This window comes from Halobacterium rubrum (genome assembly GCF_021729015.1).
GTDB lineage: Archaea > Halobacteriota > Halobacteria > Halobacteriales > Halobacteriaceae > Halobacterium > Halobacterium rubrum.
This window is the reverse complement of record NZ_JAJQQZ010000001.1, coordinates 949984-965536: the sequence shown is the minus strand read 5'-3', so window position 1 is coordinate 965536 and position 15553 is coordinate 949984. Positions and strand designations below refer to the sequence as shown.

19 protein-coding genes, 1 tRNA gene and 1 pseudogene are annotated in these 15553 nt (G+C 70.7%); 13 read left to right on the top strand and 8 right to left on the bottom strand.

What is annotated here, in order from left to right; genetic code table 11:
• Nucleotides 1–77: 77 nt before the first annotated feature.
• The 3 genes and pseudogenes from glnK1 to LT971_RS05275 form a co-directional block, all read right to left on the bottom strand.
• The gene (glnK1, locus tag LT971_RS05285) at nt 78–434 is read right to left on the bottom strand and encodes a nitrogen regulatory protein GlnK1 (RefSeq protein WP_237005805.1); all 357 of its coding nucleotides are present in this window, start codon (nt 432–434) and stop codon (nt 78–80) included.
• Nucleotides 427–1743 (bottom strand): ammonium transporter, encoded by a 1317-nt coding sequence (locus LT971_RS05280; protein ID WP_237005804.1) that lies wholly within the window; start codon nt 1741–1743, stop codon nt 427–429. The genes glnK1 and LT971_RS05280 overlap by 8 nt, the downstream gene beginning before the upstream one ends.
• A gap of 269 nt (nt 1744–2012) precedes the next feature.
• A pseudogene (locus tag LT971_RS05275) lies at nt 2013–2279 on the bottom strand (DcsG N-terminal domain-containing protein); the annotation flags it as partial.
• A 240-nt stretch (nt 2280–2519) separates the two neighbouring features.
• Between LT971_RS05275 and LT971_RS05270 the strand changes: the two are divergent.
• Nucleotides 2520–3059 carry a SprT-like domain-containing protein gene (locus tag LT971_RS05270; protein WP_237005802.1) on the top strand — a complete coding sequence of 180 codons (540 nt, stop codon included), beginning with the start codon at nt 2520–2522 and terminating at the stop codon, nt 3057–3059.
• Between the two features lie 243 nt (nt 3060–3302).
• Here the strand turns inward: LT971_RS05270 and LT971_RS05265 are convergent.
• The 3 genes from LT971_RS05265 to LT971_RS05255 form a co-directional block, all read right to left on the bottom strand.
• Nucleotides 3303–3377: transfer RNA gene (locus LT971_RS05265), tRNA-Val, on the bottom strand.
• Between the two features lie 283 nt (nt 3378–3660).
• Nucleotides 3661–4200, bottom strand: coding sequence for a cob(I)yrinic acid a,c-diamide adenosyltransferase (locus tag LT971_RS05260; protein ID WP_237005801.1), 540 nt, complete (start codon nt 4198–4200; stop codon nt 3661–3663).
• Nucleotides 4197–4436: a glutaredoxin family protein gene (locus LT971_RS05255; RefSeq protein ID WP_237005800.1), complete on the bottom strand. Its 240-nt coding sequence runs from the start codon at nt 4434–4436 to the stop codon at nt 4197–4199. The genes LT971_RS05260 and LT971_RS05255 overlap by 4 nt, the downstream gene beginning before the upstream one ends.
• A 78-nt stretch (nt 4437–4514) precedes the next feature.
• Here LT971_RS05255 and LT971_RS05250 point away from each other — a divergent pair, with 78 nt between their 5' ends.
• The gene (locus LT971_RS05250) at nt 4515–4829 is read left to right on the top strand and encodes a tRNA-binding protein (RefSeq protein ID WP_237005799.1); all 315 of its coding nucleotides are present in this window, start codon (nt 4515–4517) and stop codon (nt 4827–4829) included.
• Here the strand turns inward: LT971_RS05250 and LT971_RS05245 are convergent.
• Together LT971_RS05245 and LT971_RS05240 are read right to left on the bottom strand one after the other, a co-directional pair.
• Entirely contained in the window at nt 4823–5533 is a 711-nt protein-coding gene (locus tag LT971_RS05245) for a DUF547 domain-containing protein (protein ID WP_237005798.1), read from the bottom strand. The two genes, LT971_RS05250 and LT971_RS05245, sit on opposite strands and share 7 nt — an antisense overlap.
• 128 nt (nt 5534–5661) lie before the next feature.
• Entirely contained in the window at nt 5662–6474 is an 813-nt protein-coding gene (locus tag LT971_RS05240) for a DUF7839 domain-containing protein (RefSeq protein WP_237005797.1), read from the bottom strand.
• 150 nt (nt 6475–6624) lie between these two features.
• Here LT971_RS05240 and cbiT point away from each other — a divergent pair, with 150 nt between their 5' ends.
• The 11 genes from cbiT to LT971_RS05185 are packed head-to-tail and all read left to right on the top strand — an operon-like array spanning nt 6625 to nt 15501.
• Nucleotides 6625–7206 (top strand): precorrin-6Y C5,15-methyltransferase (decarboxylating) subunit CbiT, encoded by a 582-nt coding sequence (gene cbiT, locus LT971_RS05235; RefSeq protein WP_237005796.1) that lies wholly within the window; start codon nt 6625–6627, stop codon nt 7204–7206.
• On the top strand, nt 7203–7934 hold the full coding sequence (locus LT971_RS05230) for a cobalt-factor II C(20)-methyltransferase (RefSeq protein ID WP_237005795.1): 732 nt from the start codon (nt 7203–7205) through the stop codon (nt 7932–7934). Before cbiT ends, LT971_RS05230 begins: the two co-directional genes overlap by 4 nt.
• The gene (locus LT971_RS05225; protein WP_425293263.1) at nt 7927–8811 is read left to right on the top strand and encodes a cobalt-precorrin-4/precorrin-4 C(11)-methyltransferase; all 885 of its coding nucleotides are present in this window, start codon (nt 7927–7929) and stop codon (nt 8809–8811) included. The genes LT971_RS05230 and LT971_RS05225 overlap by 8 nt, the downstream gene beginning before the upstream one ends.
• 2 nt (nt 8812–8813) lie before the next feature.
• The gene (gene cbiG, locus LT971_RS05220) at nt 8814–9785 is read left to right on the top strand and encodes a cobalt-precorrin 5A hydrolase (protein ID WP_237005794.1); all 972 of its coding nucleotides are present in this window, start codon (nt 8814–8816) and stop codon (nt 9783–9785) included.
• Nucleotides 9782–10648, top strand: coding sequence for a precorrin-3B C(17)-methyltransferase (locus LT971_RS05215; protein WP_237005793.1), 867 nt, complete (start codon nt 9782–9784; stop codon nt 10646–10648). Before cbiG ends, LT971_RS05215 begins: the two co-directional genes overlap by 4 nt.
• Nucleotides 10648–11640, top strand: coding sequence for a precorrin-3B C(17)-methyltransferase (cobJ, locus tag LT971_RS05210; protein ID WP_237005792.1), 993 nt, complete (start codon nt 10648–10650; stop codon nt 11638–11640). Before LT971_RS05215 ends, cobJ begins: the two co-directional genes overlap by 1 nt.
• On the top strand, nt 11640–11915 hold the full coding sequence (locus tag LT971_RS05205) for a ferredoxin (protein WP_237005791.1): 276 nt from the start codon (nt 11640–11642) through the stop codon (nt 11913–11915). Before cobJ ends, LT971_RS05205 begins: the two co-directional genes overlap by 1 nt.
• The gene (locus tag LT971_RS05200; RefSeq protein ID WP_237005790.1) at nt 11912–12613 is read left to right on the top strand and encodes a cobalamin biosynthesis protein; all 702 of its coding nucleotides are present in this window, start codon (nt 11912–11914) and stop codon (nt 12611–12613) included. The genes LT971_RS05205 and LT971_RS05200 overlap by 4 nt, the downstream gene beginning before the upstream one ends.
• Complete coding sequence (locus tag LT971_RS05195; RefSeq protein WP_237005789.1) at nt 12610–13833, top strand: CbiX/SirB N-terminal domain-containing protein; 1224 nt, start codon at nt 12610–12612, stop codon at nt 13831–13833. Before LT971_RS05200 ends, LT971_RS05195 begins: the two co-directional genes overlap by 4 nt.
• On the top strand, nt 13830–14201 hold the full coding sequence (locus LT971_RS05190; RefSeq protein ID WP_237005788.1) for a DUF3209 family protein: 372 nt from the start codon (nt 13830–13832) through the stop codon (nt 14199–14201). The genes LT971_RS05195 and LT971_RS05190 overlap by 4 nt, the downstream gene beginning before the upstream one ends.
• A complete protein-coding gene (locus tag LT971_RS05185) occupies nt 14179–15501 on the top strand; it encodes a PQQ-binding-like beta-propeller repeat protein (protein ID WP_237005787.1) in 1323 nt (440 codons plus the stop codon). Before LT971_RS05190 ends, LT971_RS05185 begins: the two co-directional genes overlap by 23 nt.
• Nucleotides 15502–15553 lie beyond the last annotated feature (52 nt).

Here is a 15553-nt window from a genome sequence, read left to right as displayed (position 1 = left end):
GGCTGACGCGCCGAGTGCGGGCGGTGGAGGAAGAGGGCCGCAATTGCGACAGCGGGTGGCGACGACTGGTCGGTCTGCTAGACGGCGTCTGTTCCGGTGGCGCCGGTCCGGATCTGGACCGCCGACGTGACCGGGAGCACGAACACTTTGCCGTCGCCCTTCTCGCCGGTGTGGGCGGCGTCGCCGATGGCGTCGACGACGGTCTCGGCGTCGACGTCGGCGACGACGCACTCGACTTTCGCCTTCTCGTGGAGATCGACGGTGTACTCCTCGCCGCGCCACTGCTCGGTCTTCACCGGCTGGCTGCCGCGGCCCGAGACTTTCGTCACGGTCAGCGAGGGCGCGCCGACGTTCGCGATGGCCTGTTTCACGTCCGAGAGCTTGTCCGGGCGGACGTACGCGACGACCATCTCGATGTCGTCGGAGTCAGTCATCGGTCTCACCCCCGGGGTGGCCGCCGTCGGCGCTCACGGGCTGGCTGTCCGGGCTGCCGCCGCCGGTGAACTCGGGGTAGGCGGCGACGCCGTGCTCGCTGGCGTCGAGGCCGGCTTCCTCCTCCTCGGGGGAGACCCGGAGACCGAAGAGGGCGTCGGCGAGCAGGAACGTCCCGGCGCTGCCGAGGGTCGCCCACGCGGCGACGACGCCGACGCCGACCACCTGCATCAGCAGTTGCGTGGCGGAGAAGCCGCTGACGGCGAAGAACGGAATCAACAGCGTGCCGACCGCGCCCGCCATCCCGTGGACGGCGAACACGCCACAGACGTCGTCGACGCGCAGCGAGTCGACGACGAAGCGGTACGTCGGGAGGACGAGCGCGCCGCCGAGCGCGCCCAGCACGATGCCGCCCACCCAGGTGACGTGCGGGACGGCGCCCGTGACGGCGACGAGCCCGGCGAGCAGGCCGTTGGCGGTCCACAGCGGGTCCGGCTTGTCCTGCCGAGACGCCGACACCGCCATCGCCGCGACGGCGCCCGCCCCCATGCCGAGCGTCGTGTTCAGTGCGACCCGGCCGAGCTGGGCGGACAGCAGCGCGTCGTCGGGCCCGTAGATGGCCGACGTGCCGACGTTGAACCCGTACCACCCGAACGCGAGGATGAGCGTGCCGAGGACGGCAAGCAGCATCGAGTGGCCCGGAATCGGGTGGCTGTCGCCGCTGGCGTCGAAGCGCCCCTCGCGGGGACCGACGAAGTAGGCACCGACGAGGCCGGCGATGCCGCCGAGCATGTGGACGACGGTGGCGCCCGCGAAGTCGAGGTAGCCGACGCCCAGCGCCTGCCCGACGTACCCCTCCAGGGAGAGCAGGCCGCCGGCCCACGTGAGCCCGGTCGTGACGGGGTAGACGACGGCCGTCATGACCACCGCGACGAACGCGTACGCCGTGAAGTTCGTGCGCTCGGCGACGGCGCCCGAGACGATGGTGGCGGCGGTCATCGCGAACACGGCGCCGACGAGCCACGTCACCCACTGCCCGGGCGCGCCGAAGTACGCGAACGGCGCGTCGAGGGGGCGCCCGGCGGTGACGGCGCCGACGACCGACGACAGCCCGTACCCCAGCAGGAAGTACGCGAGCACGCCGGCCGTCCAGTCGGTGACGTTCTTCATCAGGACGTTCCCGACGTTCTTCGCGCGGACCTGGCCGCTCTCGAGGAGCGCGAACCCGGGCTGCATGAAGAAGATGAGGAACGCCACGACGAGCGCCCAAACCGTGTTGATGCCGTCCGCGACGCCGGCGGGGACGGCCATTCAGGCACCACCCCCGCCGAGCATCCGTGAAGTACAATCAGACACGATTACCGAATTTTTCGCTACGTTCGTATTGTCCATTCCAGTAGAACAGCAAAACAAGCTACTGTTTAGCTCTTGTCCTGAAAATCGTAAACTCCTGTGTATCTACTAGAGGCGTGGGAGGAAATCCCAACATCCCTAGAGAATATCAGGGACTCGATGGTGCTCAGGCCAGTCTCGAATCCGGTCTGGTCGTGCTGAACGCCGGAGTTCCGCAGCCGCCAGTCTCAGCGGGCTGCCTCGACGGCGTCCGCGAGCCCCTCGACTGCGCCGTCGGCCTGGCCGAGCCAGAGGTACGGCTCGGCGAGCTCGAGCTCCATCAACACGAACTGGCCGTCCCGGGAGTCGTCGATTGGTTCGTGGTAGTCCCAGCACGACCGCAGGAGGATGACGTCGAGATCCGCCCGGCTCTCGTCGTCGTCGGTCCAGACTGCGGGGCCGGCGGTCACGCCGCGCCGCTCGAACTCGGCGACCAGTTCCCGTGCGCCCGCCGTGAGGTCCGGGGGCCGGTGACCACGCCCACTCGCAGCGAGTCCAGTCCAGGCATCACGTCACACTCCGTTCGAGAGGCACTGATACGCTCGCTGAACGCAGCTTCCGTAACAGAGCTGGTACGTCGACGGTCGACCGGCGGGCCGAGCTTTTTTGCTGGCGCTGTCCCTCCGGGCAGGCAGCGGCGACAGTCGACCGACTGCCGGGAGCCACACCGTGACAGCACACCCACACTCGACGCGATGACGGCCGACGACCCGGGACTGGACACCGAGTTCTACGCCATCGACGCAGCCGCGACCACGCCCGGGGAGTTTCTCGCCGTCGCCCGAGTGTACGCCCGCGAGGTCGTCCGGAACTACGGACTCTCCGTCGACGTCGACACGCTCGACTGGGAGGTAAGCAAGCGCGCGCGACGCCGGGCGGGCGCCGTCCACTACCGCGACGGCGACCCCGAGCGCGTCTCCATCGCGTGGGCGCTGTTCGAGAACCGCGGCTGGGGCGCGGCCGCCGAGACCGTCCGCCACGAGCTGATCCACGCCCACCTCCTGAACGAGTACGGCGACTCCAGCCACGGCGACCGCTTCGAGGCGTGGGCGCGCCGGCTCCAGACGCCGGTCACCTGCGAGCTGTTCGCCGACCCGAACTACTGGGTGGTCTGCCGGGACTGCGGCAGCGAGCTGGCGCGCTACCGGGAGTCGAAGCTCGTGAAGAATCCGGGCGACTACCGGTGTGGCGGCTGCGGCGGTCGCCTGGAAGCCCGGGAAGCCGGCAGCGAGTAGCCGGCGTCGGTCTCGGGTTCCGACCTTACAGGGGGTAGTCGCGGGGCTCGTGCTGGGAGGGAAGTTCAGCTGGCCCCGGTGATCTCGCCGTCGTTGCTTCGGTAGAAGTAGGACGGGGCGGAGTTGAACCGGACGAAGACTCGCTGCGCTCGTCTTCCAGGGTTCAACTCCGCGACACCACGCACCACCACCACACGACTCGCACACGCTACGCGGTGCTCGTCGGTGTGGGTTCAGTAGAAGTGGGTCGGGGCGGAGTTGAACCGCCGACCTGCTCCGTGTGAAGGAGCCGTCATAACCGGACTAGACCACCGACCCGGACACCAAATCGTACCCGGAGGCCGGCATTAAGGCTTGCGTTCCCCGACAGGGGCGGGGCGGGCAGCAGTCACCGATACTGTTTCGTGGTAGCACACAACACAGTGGCAGTTCCTGTCGCCCACCGCAGGTTTTTAGTTCCTTTAGGCAAACCTAAACTCTGTGTGGCGGGCGTCGCCGACAGCCCGCCCGCGTCTGTCCCAGCCAGAGAGACCGTCGGCACTTCGCCGTCCCTGAGGAGGGACGTCGGCATCACATCTGTCCTCGTCCGCGCCCGTCGCCGTCAGTACGACGGCGACTCCTCGCGGACACCCGCCGCCTGATTCGCCAGCCGCGCGAACACGAACAGGGCGTCCGACAGCCGGTTCAGGTAGGCGACGGCCGTCTCGTTCACGTCGTCGCCCTCGTGGTTCTGGAGCGCTACCGCGCGGCGCTCCGCCCGCCGGCAGACCGCCCGCGCCTGGTGGAGCGCCGCGCCCGCGTCGCTACCCCCCGGCAGGATGAACGACTCCAGTGGCTCCAGTTGTTCCTCGCAGGCGTCGATCCAGTCCTCGACCTGCTCGACGTGCTCGCCGGTGACCTGCGGGTCGCCCTCGTCGGGCTCCGGGTTCGCGAAGTCCGCCTGCACGACGTGGAGGTGGTTCTGGACCTCCCGGAGGTAGTCGTCGAGTTCGTCGACGTCAGTCGGCCGGATTGCGCCGACGGCCGCGTTCAGTTCGTCGACAGTGCCGTACGCCTCGATGCGGGGGCTCGTCTTCGAGACGCGCTCCATGTTCCGGAGGTCGGTGTCGCCGTCGTCCCCGCGCTTGGTGTAGATCTTCACGCCAGCGTCACCTCCACGTAGTCGAGGATGTTCTCGCTCTCGGCCATCGTCACACCGCGCTCGTCGTCCACGAGCACGGGCACGCCGCGCTGGCCGCTCACTCGCTTCACGTCGTTGCGCTCGGAGTGCATCGCCTCGACCCACTCCGTCTCGTAGTCGATGCCGTGGTCGTCGAGGGCGTCGGAGACCTTCTCGCAGTACGGGCAGCCGTCGAGAGCGTACAGGGTCAGCGCCATACCCGTGGTTGGGGTGGCGCGCCCAAAGGTGTTGGTCCCCACACGTTCATGTGACCGCCTTCCGTGCGTCCGGGCACCATGTTCGACACGACGTTCGCGGTCGGCGAAGTCGTCGCCGCCGAGGCGTTCCCGGAGGCACGCAAGCCCGAGCTCGCGAAGCTCGAGGTCGACCTCGGGGACGACGAGACGGTCCAGTCAGCCGCCCAGACCGGCTACAACTACAACCCCGAGGAGCTCGTCGGCCGGCAGGTCCTGTGTGCCACGGACCTCGGGACCGTGAACATCGCGGGCTACGAGTCGGAAGTGCTCACGGTCGGCGTACCGGACGAGGACGGCAATCCCGTGCTCGTCGGGCCCGACGAGGACGTGCCGCTGGGCGGCGAACTCTACTGAGTGTCGCCGCGCGCTCGCTCTGCGGGGGCGGCCGAGTCGTCGCCGGACGGCGACGCGACGTAGCGGAGCCGCGGTGTCGCGTCCGCGGGGAGGACGTCGTGGGTTACGAGCAGCGACCGCACCCCGGCGCTCCCGCCGAAGTCACCCCGGTACCAGAGACACACCCGGGGCACTCGCACGACCCCCGATTCGGGGTCGTAGTCGGCACTCCCCTGGAGGTACCGGCGCGTGAGCGTCCGGAGTTCGTCGTCGACGTTCGCCGCCGTGAACGTCACCGCCATCCCGGGGACGTGGCGGGCCGCGAGTGTCGCGAAGTGCACGCGTTCGTCGAGGTCCCGGAGCCGGTGGCGGCGCGCGAACCGCCCCGGGAAGGGGTCGGGGAGGTAGCCGAAGCCGTACTTCCAGCGGTCCGCGCGCAGGAGGTCGTGTTTCACGTCGTCGGCGGTGAGGTCGACGCCGGCGACCTGGCAGGCTTCGACGCCGCCGTTCCGGCCGCGCTCGACCAGCGCGCCGTGGACGTTCAGCCAGAAGGCGGCGGCTGCGTCCTGGTCGTCCTGTAGCGCCGCGAGCACGTCGCCATCGAGGTCGGTCAGCGAGTCGAACAGCTGTGGGGCGCCGCCGTCGTGGTGGACGGCGTGGCGGAGGCGCTGGGCGGCCGCGACGAGGTCGTGTGGGGCCGTGGTCTCGGCGTTCGCGGCGAACACGCGGGTCACCCCCGGGGCGGCCGTGCCCGAATCGTGCCGAGTGATACCATACCAAAAATTTCTGTCGCGTCGTACAAACGTCTGTCGACACCCTGGCTATCAGGCTGCGAACGAGCGGCGACCGGCCCTCAGTCCAGCCCGGGTTCGACGACCTCGTAGCCGAGGTTACGCTCGCGCAACGGGTCGGTGTGCTCGGACAGCCGGTCGGCGGTCGCGACGAGTAGAACGGAGAGACCGCGGCTCGCGGCCGCGGGGACGGCGGCGGCGGTGCCGAACCGGACGTCCGGCTCGGTGCCGGCGTCCCTGACCGCGACGAGCGCTTCGACGCCGGCGGCGGCGACGATGTCGTGCTCGTCGAGGCGGTCGGCGACTGCGCCGTCGGGGAGCGCGGCGCTGCCGCCGTCCTGGACGGCAGGGGTGGACAGCACGGTGACTTCGCCGGGGTCGTAGTCGAGCATCCCCTCGAACTCGGCGGCGCCGACGTCCTGGCCCGCTTCGGCGTCGGTGACCGCGACGGCGGTCGCGCTGCCGGCGTCGCCGGGGGTCGCGCGCATCACGCCGTCCCGCATCGAGAGGGAGACGCGCTGTCCCTCCTCGATGTCGGCGGCGGCGACGGCGGTGTCGACGTCGACCTCCTCGAGGACGTTCTCGGAGACGTACTCGACGAACGACCGGAGGTCGTCGGTCTGAGAGATCAGCCAGTCGACGCCCTCCTTGGTGACCTCGTAGCGGCCGCGGCCGTGTTTGCGGGCGTGGCCTTCCTCGACGAGGTCGCCGAGGTAGTCGCTGACAGCCTGCGCGGTGACGCCGATCTCGTCGGCGATCTCCTGCTGGCTGACGGCTGGCTGGCGCTCGGCGATCTCCACGAGGATCTGGTAGCGGGTGGCGTTCCGCTTGCTACGGAGGACCCCCAGTTCCCCGTCGGGCAGTGAGTCGGCCATCAACCCAAACGGAGGCGCCCCCAATTCAAGTATTTTTGTGTAACTTCCCGCGTCGGCGGCGCTGTGGCGCGTCTCGTGGCCAGTTACGAAAATACACTTTCCCTAATACAACCAAAATTGTTTTGGGCGCTACTGTCGTTGTGTCCGGCGATGGCACAGACACGACTCCCACACGACGCCCGGGCCGGACCGACGAAGCCCGAAGTCCGGGCCGTCCTCTGGTCGAAGCTCGCGCTGGGCCCCGACGACCACTTCGTCGAGGTCGGGTCCTGCACGGGCGCGGTGACCATACAGGCCGCACGCGACGCCGGCCGGGTCACCGCCCTCGAGCGCGACGCCGACAGGCTGGAGACTACCCGGAAGAACCTCGCCGCGAACGGCCTCTCGGACGCCGTCGACCTGCGCCACGCCGAAGCCCCAGACGGCCTCCCCAGTGACGCCGACATCCTGTTCCTCGGCGGCAGCCGGAACTACGAGTCCGTCCTCGACCACGCCGTCGAGACGGGCGTCGGCCGCGTCGTCATGAACGTCTCACGGCTGGAAGTCGCCGGGGAGGCCGCCCGCGCCTTCCGCGACCGCGACCTGCTCGACGAGGTCTCGCAGTTCCAGGTGAGCCGCGGCTACGACCTCGCCGGCGCCACCGCCTTCGACGCCGAGAACCCCGTCTACACGTTCGTCGGCAGCGCCACCGGAGACGGGGAAGCCGCCGGCGAGGCGGAGGGGCAGCAATGACCGTCTACGGCGTCGGGCTCGGCCCCGGCGACGCCGACCTCGTCACCGTCCGGGGGAAGCGCGTCCTCGAAGACGCCGACGTGGTGTACTCGCCCGGCCGGCTCTCGAAGTCGGTCGTCACCGACCACGTCCCGGAGTCCCGCGTCGGCGACCTCGACTTCCCGATGACCCGGGACCCCGAGGAGCTCCGCGAGGCGTGGCGCGACGCCGCCAGTGAGGTCGCGCCGCGTGCTCGCGACGGCGACGTGGCGTTCGCGACGCTCGGCGACCCGAACGTCTACTCGACGTTCGGCCACCTCCGCCGCACGCTCGACGCCTTCCACCCGGACGTCGACGTGGAGACGGTCCCCGGGGTCAGCGCCGTCAGCGCGTTCACCACCGCGCTCGGCGTGGAGGTCGACGCCGGCGCGGGGCTCGCGCTCCGGGAAGCCTCGCAGGGCGCGTCCCCGACTGGCCCAGACCGCATGGTCCTGTTCAAAGTGACCGACGCGCCCGCGACCCACGAGGGGCTCGTGGACGCCGGCTACGACGTGACGTACGGCCGCCGGCTGTTCATGGAGCAGGGCGACACGACGGTCACCAGCGACCCCGGAGAGATCGCGGAGCGCGACTACTACACGCTCGCCTACGCCGAACGCCAGTCCCTCCAGAAGGACCGGCCGACGGCGTTCGACGACGTGGACCGGTCCGGTGACGGCGCCGAGGACGGGGTGGTCAGCGGTGACTGACGACGCCGAACACGAGACCCAGGCTCCGCAGGACGCCATCGACGCCGCGAGCGAGCAGCGCCAGCGCGGCCGCGACCAGCGCGTCTACGAACACACCGCCGGCGACGTGCAGGACGGTATCCCGTTCGTCGGCGCCGGCCCGGGCGACCCCGGCCTGCTGACGGTCACGGGCAGAGACCTCGTCGCGGACGCGGACCTCGTCGTGCACGCCGGGTCCCTCGTGAACAGCGAACTCCTCGAGGAGTACTGCGCGGACGCCGAGACCGTCTCCTCGGTCGGCAAGGACCTCGAAGAGCTGATTCCGCTGATGCGGGACGCCCACGAGGACGGCCGGACGGTCGTGCGCCTGCACAGCGGCGACCCCGCAATCTACGGCGCCGCCCTGGAGCAGATGGACGCCCTCGAACAGGAGGGCGTCCCGACCTACATCGTCCCGGGCGTCACGTCGGCGTTCGCGGCGGCCGCGACGCTCAGGACGCAGTTGACGCTGAACGGCACCGCGAACCACGTCGCGTTCACGCGCCCGCAGGGGAACACCCTCGACGCCGAGGACGACCACGTCTCGGAGTTCGTCGAGATGGGCGACGTGACGACCTGTATCTACCTCGGCACGCACGCCATCCCCGACGTGATGGAGCGCCTGCTCGAGGACGGCCACGACCCGGACACCCCCGTCACAGTCGTCTACCACGCCTCGTGGCCGGACGAGGACGTCATCGAGGGCACCATCGAGACCATCGGCGAGCGAGTCGAGGCGGCGGGCTACCGCGCCTCGGCACTGGTCGTGATCGGCGAGGCGGGCGCGGGCGCGAACTACGACCGCTCGTACCTCTACGGCGACTGGGCGAACCGCGGCGAGAGCGAGGCCGACGACTGACCATGAGTACGGACAACGACTCCGACGACTCCGGGGGGCACTGTTCGACGCCGGACTCCGACGGCGAAGTCGCGGAGGACATCGCCGTCGTGGCATTCGAGCGCAAGCTGGACACGGCTGAGGACATCGTCGACGGCATCGGCGACCGGTACGAGTCCATCGAGATTCTGGAGTACCACGGCGACGTGTTCGCCGAGCACTGGGGCGAGTACGACTGCTTCGTCGGCCTGATGGCCTCGGGCATCGCGATGCGGAAGACCGCCGGGCTGCTCGACGACAAGTGGGACGACCCCGCCGTCGTCGTCGTCGACGAGGCACTCACGTGGGCGATTCCGCTGACGGGCGGCCACCACGGCGCCAACCAGGTCGCCGACGACCTCGCGTCGATGGGTGCCGTCCCGGCGATGACGACGGCGTCAGAGGCCGCCGGCAAGCAGGGCGTCGAGGAGCGCGCGAAGGCCCTCGACGCCCACGTCGTGAACGGTGACTCCACGGTCGCCACGAACCTCGCCGTCCTCGACGAGAATCTGGGGCCGGTCGCTCGACTGGACGGCCCGCAGGCCGTGCTCGTCGGCGACGACGTCACCGTCCTCAAACGCAACGGCGACGACGGCGTCGTCCTCGGCACGGGCAGCGTCTCCGGCGCGAAGAAACAGCAGTTCCTCGACGCGTGGGAAGCCAGCCTCGACGGCACGGACTGCGACCTCGACGACGTGGAGTTCGTTGCGACCGGCACTCGGAAGGAAGACGAGGACGGCCTGCTGGCGGCTGCCGAAGAGCTCGGCCTCGGCGTCGTCTCCTTCGAGAAGGAGACCCTCGAGGACCACGAGGGCCCGACGCCGTCGCGCTCGAAGGAGCTCATCGGCTGGCCCGGCATCGCCGAAGCGTCGGCCATCGCTGGCGGCCGCGACAACGAACTGCTCGTCGAGAAGGAACGCTACGACGAGGCTGTCACTGTGGCGGTGGGACAATGAGCAGCGAGGTAGGCAGTGGTGGCGACAGCGACGCCGCTTCCACCGCCGACACCAGCGACTACGGCACGCTGTACGTCGTCGGCATTGGCCCGGGCCTGCCGGGCGGGATGACCCAGCGCGCGAAGGACGTCGTCCGGACGGCGGACTGCGTCGTCGCGTCGAACCTCTACCAGGAGTTCCTGCGGCGGGACGGCACGCTGCCGCCGGAGGACGCTGGCGAGCGCCCCGACCAGGAGGTCGTCCGGTCGACGATGGGGCGACAGGTCGAACTCGCCCGGGAGGCCTTCGAGCGCGTGCGGGACGGCGAGGACGTGGCGCACGTCTCCGGCGGCGACCCGAACGTCTACGGGAAGTCCGATCTGGTCTACCTGATGGCCGAGGAGGACGAGGCCTACGACGTCCCCATCGAGATCGTCCCCGGCGTCACGGCGGCGCTCGGCGGCGCGGCGAACCTCGGCGCGCCACTCTCGAACGACTTCTGCACCATCTCACTGTCCGACAAGTGGCGGGGGTGGGAGGAAATCGAGGAGAAGCTCCGGGCCGCCGCAATCAGCGGGTTCGTCGTCGTCCTCTACAACTGCTGGCGGGACTACGAGCGCGCCGTCGACGTGCTCCGCGAGGAGCGCGCCGACGACGTGCCTGTCGCCATCGTGAACGACGCCGGCCGCGGCGACGCCGGCCGGAACACGGAGGGCGAGACGCACACCGTGACGACGCTCGGCGAGGTCGCCGACCACAGCGAGAAGGTCGGCGGCATGGGCACCTCGATTCTCGTCGGGAACCACGAGACGGCGGTATGGGAGAACGACCATCGCGAACACCTCGTCACCCCGCGCGGCGGGCGTGACGTCGAGGACTTCTGATGAGCACTGACGACACCACAACCACGACCGAGACGGAGGAATCGACCGGCAAGTGCGGCGCGTCCGCGACCGACGAGACGAGCAGCGAGTCGGCGTGCGGCGGGTCGTCGAGCAGCACCGACTCGTCGACCTCGGCCTGCGGCGCGTCGAGTGACACCGAGAGCGAGGCGAACGAAGAGGCAGAGGAAGTCGGCGCGACCGTCGACGACTTCGACGCCGACCCCGGGACGCTCGTGGCGGTCGGGCTCGGCCCCGGCCAGCCGGAGGGGATGACCGACCGCGCGAAGGCGGCGCTCGCCGACGCCGAGCACATCGTCGGGTACACGACGTACATCGACCTCATCCCGGACGACATCACCGACGACGCCGAGGACATCTACGACACGCCGATGTGCGGCGAGGTCTCCCGCACCGAGGAGGCCATCGACCGCGCGCTCGCCGGCAACCACGTCGCCATCGTCGGCAGCGGCGACCCAAACGTCTACGCGCTGGCGGGGCTGGCGCTGGAGATCACCGAGTCGAAGGGCGCGATGGCGTCGATGCTCGACTTCGAGGTCGTGCCCGGCGTCCCGGCGGCGCAGTCCTGCGGCGCGCGGCTGGGCGCACCGCTCGTCAACGACTCCGTGAGCGTCTCGCTGTCCGACCACCTGACACCGATGGACGAAATCGAGTCCCGGCTGCACGCCGTCGCCGGCGAGGGGTTCACCATCGCCATCTACAACCCCTGGAGCCGGAAGCGCCGCGAGAACTTCGAGACGGCCTGCGAGATTCTGCTCGACCACCGCGACGAGGACACGCCGGTCGGCATCGTCCACGGCGCCGGCCGCGAGGACGAGGAAGTCGAGATCACGACCCTCGGCGAGCTCGAATCGTACGGCGAGACCGACCTCGTGGACATGACCACCACAATCGTCGTCGGCAACGACGAGACGTACGTCTTCGACGACCGGATGGTCACGCCGCGTGGCTACGAGACGAAGTACGACTACTGATGTACCGGGTGACCATCGACCGCGACGCCTGCGACGGCGTGTTCGCGTGCCTGACCCGGGACCCCCGGTTTGTGGAGGACGACGACGGCATCGCCACGCTGGACCCGGACGCAGACCCGGCGCCGCCGGCAGAGAGCGACGACGGCACGATTCGAGAGACGGATACGGCCGTCGTCGGCGAGTTCGCCGACGAGCGCGTCGACGACGCCGAGGCCGCCGCCGAGGCGTGTCCGTTCGACGCCATCACCGTCGAGCGCGTGGAGGGCGAGCCGTGAGTACCGACAGCCAGCGGGTCGACGTGCCGGAGTCCGCGCTCGCCGCGCACCCAGAGACCGCGTACTTCTGGGGGTACGTCGCCGGCTCGGGCGACCTCACGGAGTCCTGCGTGCGCGTGGAGACGACCGACGAGGCGGCGGCCGAGCGGCTGGCGGCCGTCGCGGGCGGCGCCCAGACCGACCACCGCGTCAGGGAGCGGGAGTACGCCCACGACACCTCGATCACGCGCCGCGAGGACGAGTACACCGTCCAGGTGTTCGGCTCTCTGGCCGAGCGCGCGGCGGCCGCGTTCGGCCTCCCCATCGACGGGGACGCGGGCGGCTACCGGCTGGACGCGTTCGACGGCCACGAGCGCCAGCTGCTCCGCGGGCTCGTCGAGGCCTGCGGCACCGTCTGCTTCAAGTCGTCGTCGGGCACCGTCGGCCTCTCGTTCGTCCACGAGGACCGGGCGCTGCTGGAGACGGTCCAGTCGCTGCTCGACGACGTGCCGCGGGCCGCGCCCTGCGGCGACCTGGCGGACGCGTCCTCGGGGTACTACTTCAGCGTCGAGGACGAGGCCGTGCCGGCACTCGGCGCGTGGCTCTACGAGGGCAGCGACGAGTCGGGGCTGTTCGCGCCGTCGCGCCGCCGGAAGCTCCGGCGGAGCCTCGAACAGGCCGATGGCGTCGACGCCACACTGGAGGTCGGGGAGCCGTGAGCCGCACCGACAGCCCGACCGGGAGTCTGAACGACGAGGCGGTGTTGCTCGTCGGCCACGGCTCCCGCCGCGAGGAGTCCAACGAACAGGTGCGGACGCTCGCCGCCGACCTCGAGGGCCGGCTCGGCGTGCCCGTCGACGCCGGCTTCCTCGAACTCGCAGAGCCGACGATTCCGGACGCCATCGACGCGCTCGCGCCGGCCGTCGCCAGCATCTCGGTCGTCCACCTGTCGCTGTTCGCCGCCAGCCACGTCAAAAACGACGTGCCGGCCGCGCTCCAGCGCGCCCGCAGCCAGCACCCGGAGGTCGACTTCCGGAACGGCTCGCACCTCGGCGTCCACCCCGCCATCGTGGACCTGCTGGACGACCGCGCGGCAGCCGTCGAGGCCGACCTCGGCGTCGACCGCGAGGAAGACGACGTGGCGGTCGTCCTGTGTGCGCGCGGCTCCAGCGACCCAGACGCCAACGCCGACGTCCACAAGCTCGCCCGCCTGCTGTACGAGGGCCGCGAGTTCTCGCGGGTCGACGCGACGTTCATCGGCGTGACGGAACCGACGCTCGACGACACGCTGCACGACGTCGCCAAACACCGGCCGGACGCCGTGGTGGTCGTGCCGTACATGCTCGGCGACGGCGTGCTCACGGGCCGCATCCGGGACGGCACTGACGAGTTCGACGCGGACTACCCGTACGTCGACGCCGCCTGCGGCGACCCGCTGGGCACGGACTCGCGGCTGCTGGACGTGCTCGCGGACCGCTGGCAGGAGGCGCGGACGGGCAGCGTCGAGATGTCCTGTGACACCTGCAAGTACAAGGTGGAACTGGACGGCTACGAGGAGGACGTCGGCGGCGCGAAGGCGATGCTGCGCGCCCTGAACCACCAGGAGGCCCACGAGAACCGCGAGGACGTCGCCGACGACCCACACGTCCACGACACCCCCGACCAGCACGTCGCCGTCTGCACGAACCAGACGTGCGCCGCCGACGGCGCGCCGGCCGTCCTCGAACGCCTCCGACAGGAAGCCCGGGACGCCGACGGTGCCAGCGTGCGCGTGACGCGCACCTCGTGTCTCGGCGAGTGCGGCGACGGCCCGAACGTCGCCGTCTACCCCGACGGCGTCTGGTACCAGCGCGTCGACCCCGAGGACGCCGACCGCATCGTCTCGTCCCACGCCGACCGGGACCGCATCGTGCCCGACCTCGACTCACAGCTACTATGACCTGCCACGAACTCGAAGCGCTGCGACTCGGCCTGATGAACGTTCTCGGCACCAGCGACCGGAGCGCCCGCGAGCACGCCGAGAAGGAACTGGAAGGCGCACTGGACGGCCCCATCGAGGGGCTGGCGGAAGCGGACTCGCTGTCCGACCTGCAGCGCCACCTCGACGCCGCGCTCGTGGACCTCGAGGAGGAGGTCGCCGCCGCCGACGAGAGCGACGCCGAGTACGACTACCTCCGGGGGCGCCTCGTCGCCGTCCGGGACGCCGAGCGGTCGCTGGCTCGGCTCGCCGACCACGGCGACTCGTTTTTCGACGACCTCGGCGAGACCCACCACTCTCTCCACGATGCCTTCCCCGCCGACGAGTAGCGCCGTCGCGGACCTGGGCGAGGTTCAGCCGAACGGCTCCCGGCAGCTCGGCCGCCGGTCCGGCGTCTGTCTGGACGGCGACGCGGTCGTGGCGGGGCTCGCGGACGGCACCGTCGCGGCCTTCGACGCGTCGCTCGACGAGCGCTGGCGGAACGAGGGCGACAGCGACCGGGGGAGCGTCGTCGCGCTGGCGCCGTTCGCCGGCGGCGTGCTGGCCGGCGAGCGCGGTGCGGCCGGCGAGATTCGACTGCACGACCGCGACACCGGGGCCGTCCGGTGGCGGTACCGGACCGCCGACGACGTCGGCGTCCCGCAGAAACACACCCGCTTCTACCTGCCGTTCGTCGTCGACATCGCCGTGCCCGACGCCGACGGCGAGAGCGCGTTCGTCGCCGCGCGCCGCTACGAGCGCGGGCCCGACGGCGGCCGGTGCTTCCGGAGCGTCGTGTACGCCGTCGGCCCGGACGGGAGTGTCGCGTGGCGACACGAGGCCGACGCTTCCCCCATCAGCCTCGCCGTCGACGGCGGCGACCGTCTCGCCGTCGCCTACAACCGCTGCCCCGGCGACTGGGACGCCGGCCTCGTCGTGCTCGACCCGGAGACGGGCCGGGGGCGGCGGCGCTGGGACCCGCCGGGCGACGGCGACCGGCGCGTCGGCGACGTGGCGCTCGCGCCCGGCGGCGTGGTCGCCGCGAGCCACGCCGACTACCGGGGGTACTGCCTCGACGGCGACGGCGTCCGGTGGGCCGTCGACCTCGGTCGGCCGGTCGAACACGGCGGCGGCGGCGGCGGAGACGCCACAGGAGAGCCAGCGCAGGAGACCGTCTACGCCTACCCGAATCACGTCCACGCGACGGCCGAGGGTGCCGTCTTCGTCGTCGGGAACACCTACCCCGAGGGCGACGACCGCGAGACCGAACTGCGGCACCCGAACGAACACACCGCGGTCGGCGTGACCGCCAGCGGGGACACGGCGTTCGTCGACGCCGTCGGCGGGTTCGCGCACGAGATTGCTGCCCGCGACGACTGCGTCGCCGTGCCCGTCGCCCAGCACTTCCGCGACCGGGACCCGGACCGGCACGGCGTCCGTCGGTACGACGTGGCCGGTGGGCCGACGGTCGCCCGGAGCGTGCCCGGCGTCGTCACCGCCGCGGCGCTCGGCGACGAGTGCAGTGCCCGGGAAGGCGGCGGTCGAAGCGACTGCGGAAGCCGTGTCGCCGTCGTCGAGGAGCCGGTGACGTACCACGACAACAGCGACGACGGGCCGCTGGGAGCGTATCGGCTCCGGCTGTTCGACTGACGCCAAGTCGGAACGGACTGTGAATCGGTCCGGACCGCTATTCTGCGAACGG

What these genes read in the sequence shown, in the direction of transcription:
- glnK1 (WP_237005805.1), bottom strand. Translation starts at nt 434, where the DNA reads ATGACTGACTCCGACGACATCGAGATGGTCGTCGCGTACGTCCGCCCG.
- LT971_RS05280 (WP_237005804.1), bottom strand. Translation starts at nt 1,743, where the DNA reads ATGGCCGTCCCCGCCGGCGTCGCGGACGGCATCAACACGGTTTGGGCG.
- LT971_RS05270 (WP_237005802.1), top strand. Translation starts at nt 2,520, where the DNA reads ATGACGGCCGACGACCCGGGACTGGACACCGAGTTCTACGCCATCGAC.
- LT971_RS05255 (WP_237005800.1), bottom strand. Translation starts at nt 4,436, where the DNA reads ATGGCGCTGACCCTGTACGCTCTCGACGGCTGCCCGTACTGCGAGAAG.
- LT971_RS05250 (WP_237005799.1), top strand. Translation starts at nt 4,515, where the DNA reads ATGTTCGACACGACGTTCGCGGTCGGCGAAGTCGTCGCCGCCGAGGCG.
- LT971_RS05240 (WP_237005797.1), bottom strand. Translation starts at nt 6,474, where the DNA reads ATGGCCGACTCACTGCCCGACGGGGAACTGGGGGTCCTCCGTAGCAAG.
- cbiT (WP_237005796.1), top strand. Translation starts at nt 6,625, where the DNA reads ATGGCACAGACACGACTCCCACACGACGCCCGGGCCGGACCGACGAAG.
- LT971_RS05230 (WP_237005795.1), top strand. Translation starts at nt 7,203, where the DNA reads ATGACCGTCTACGGCGTCGGGCTCGGCCCCGGCGACGCCGACCTCGTC.
- cbiG (WP_237005794.1), top strand. Translation starts at nt 8,814, where the DNA reads ATGAGTACGGACAACGACTCCGACGACTCCGGGGGGCACTGTTCGACG.
- LT971_RS05215 (WP_237005793.1), top strand. Translation starts at nt 9,782, where the DNA reads ATGAGCAGCGAGGTAGGCAGTGGTGGCGACAGCGACGCCGCTTCCACC.
- cobJ (WP_237005792.1), top strand. Translation starts at nt 10,648, where the DNA reads ATGAGCACTGACGACACCACAACCACGACCGAGACGGAGGAATCGACC.
- LT971_RS05205 (WP_237005791.1), top strand. Translation starts at nt 11,640, where the DNA reads ATGTACCGGGTGACCATCGACCGCGACGCCTGCGACGGCGTGTTCGCG.
- LT971_RS05190 (WP_237005788.1), top strand. Translation starts at nt 13,830, where the DNA reads ATGACCTGCCACGAACTCGAAGCGCTGCGACTCGGCCTGATGAACGTT.
- LT971_RS05185 (WP_237005787.1), top strand. Translation starts at nt 14,179, where the DNA reads ATGCCTTCCCCGCCGACGAGTAGCGCCGTCGCGGACCTGGGCGAGGTT.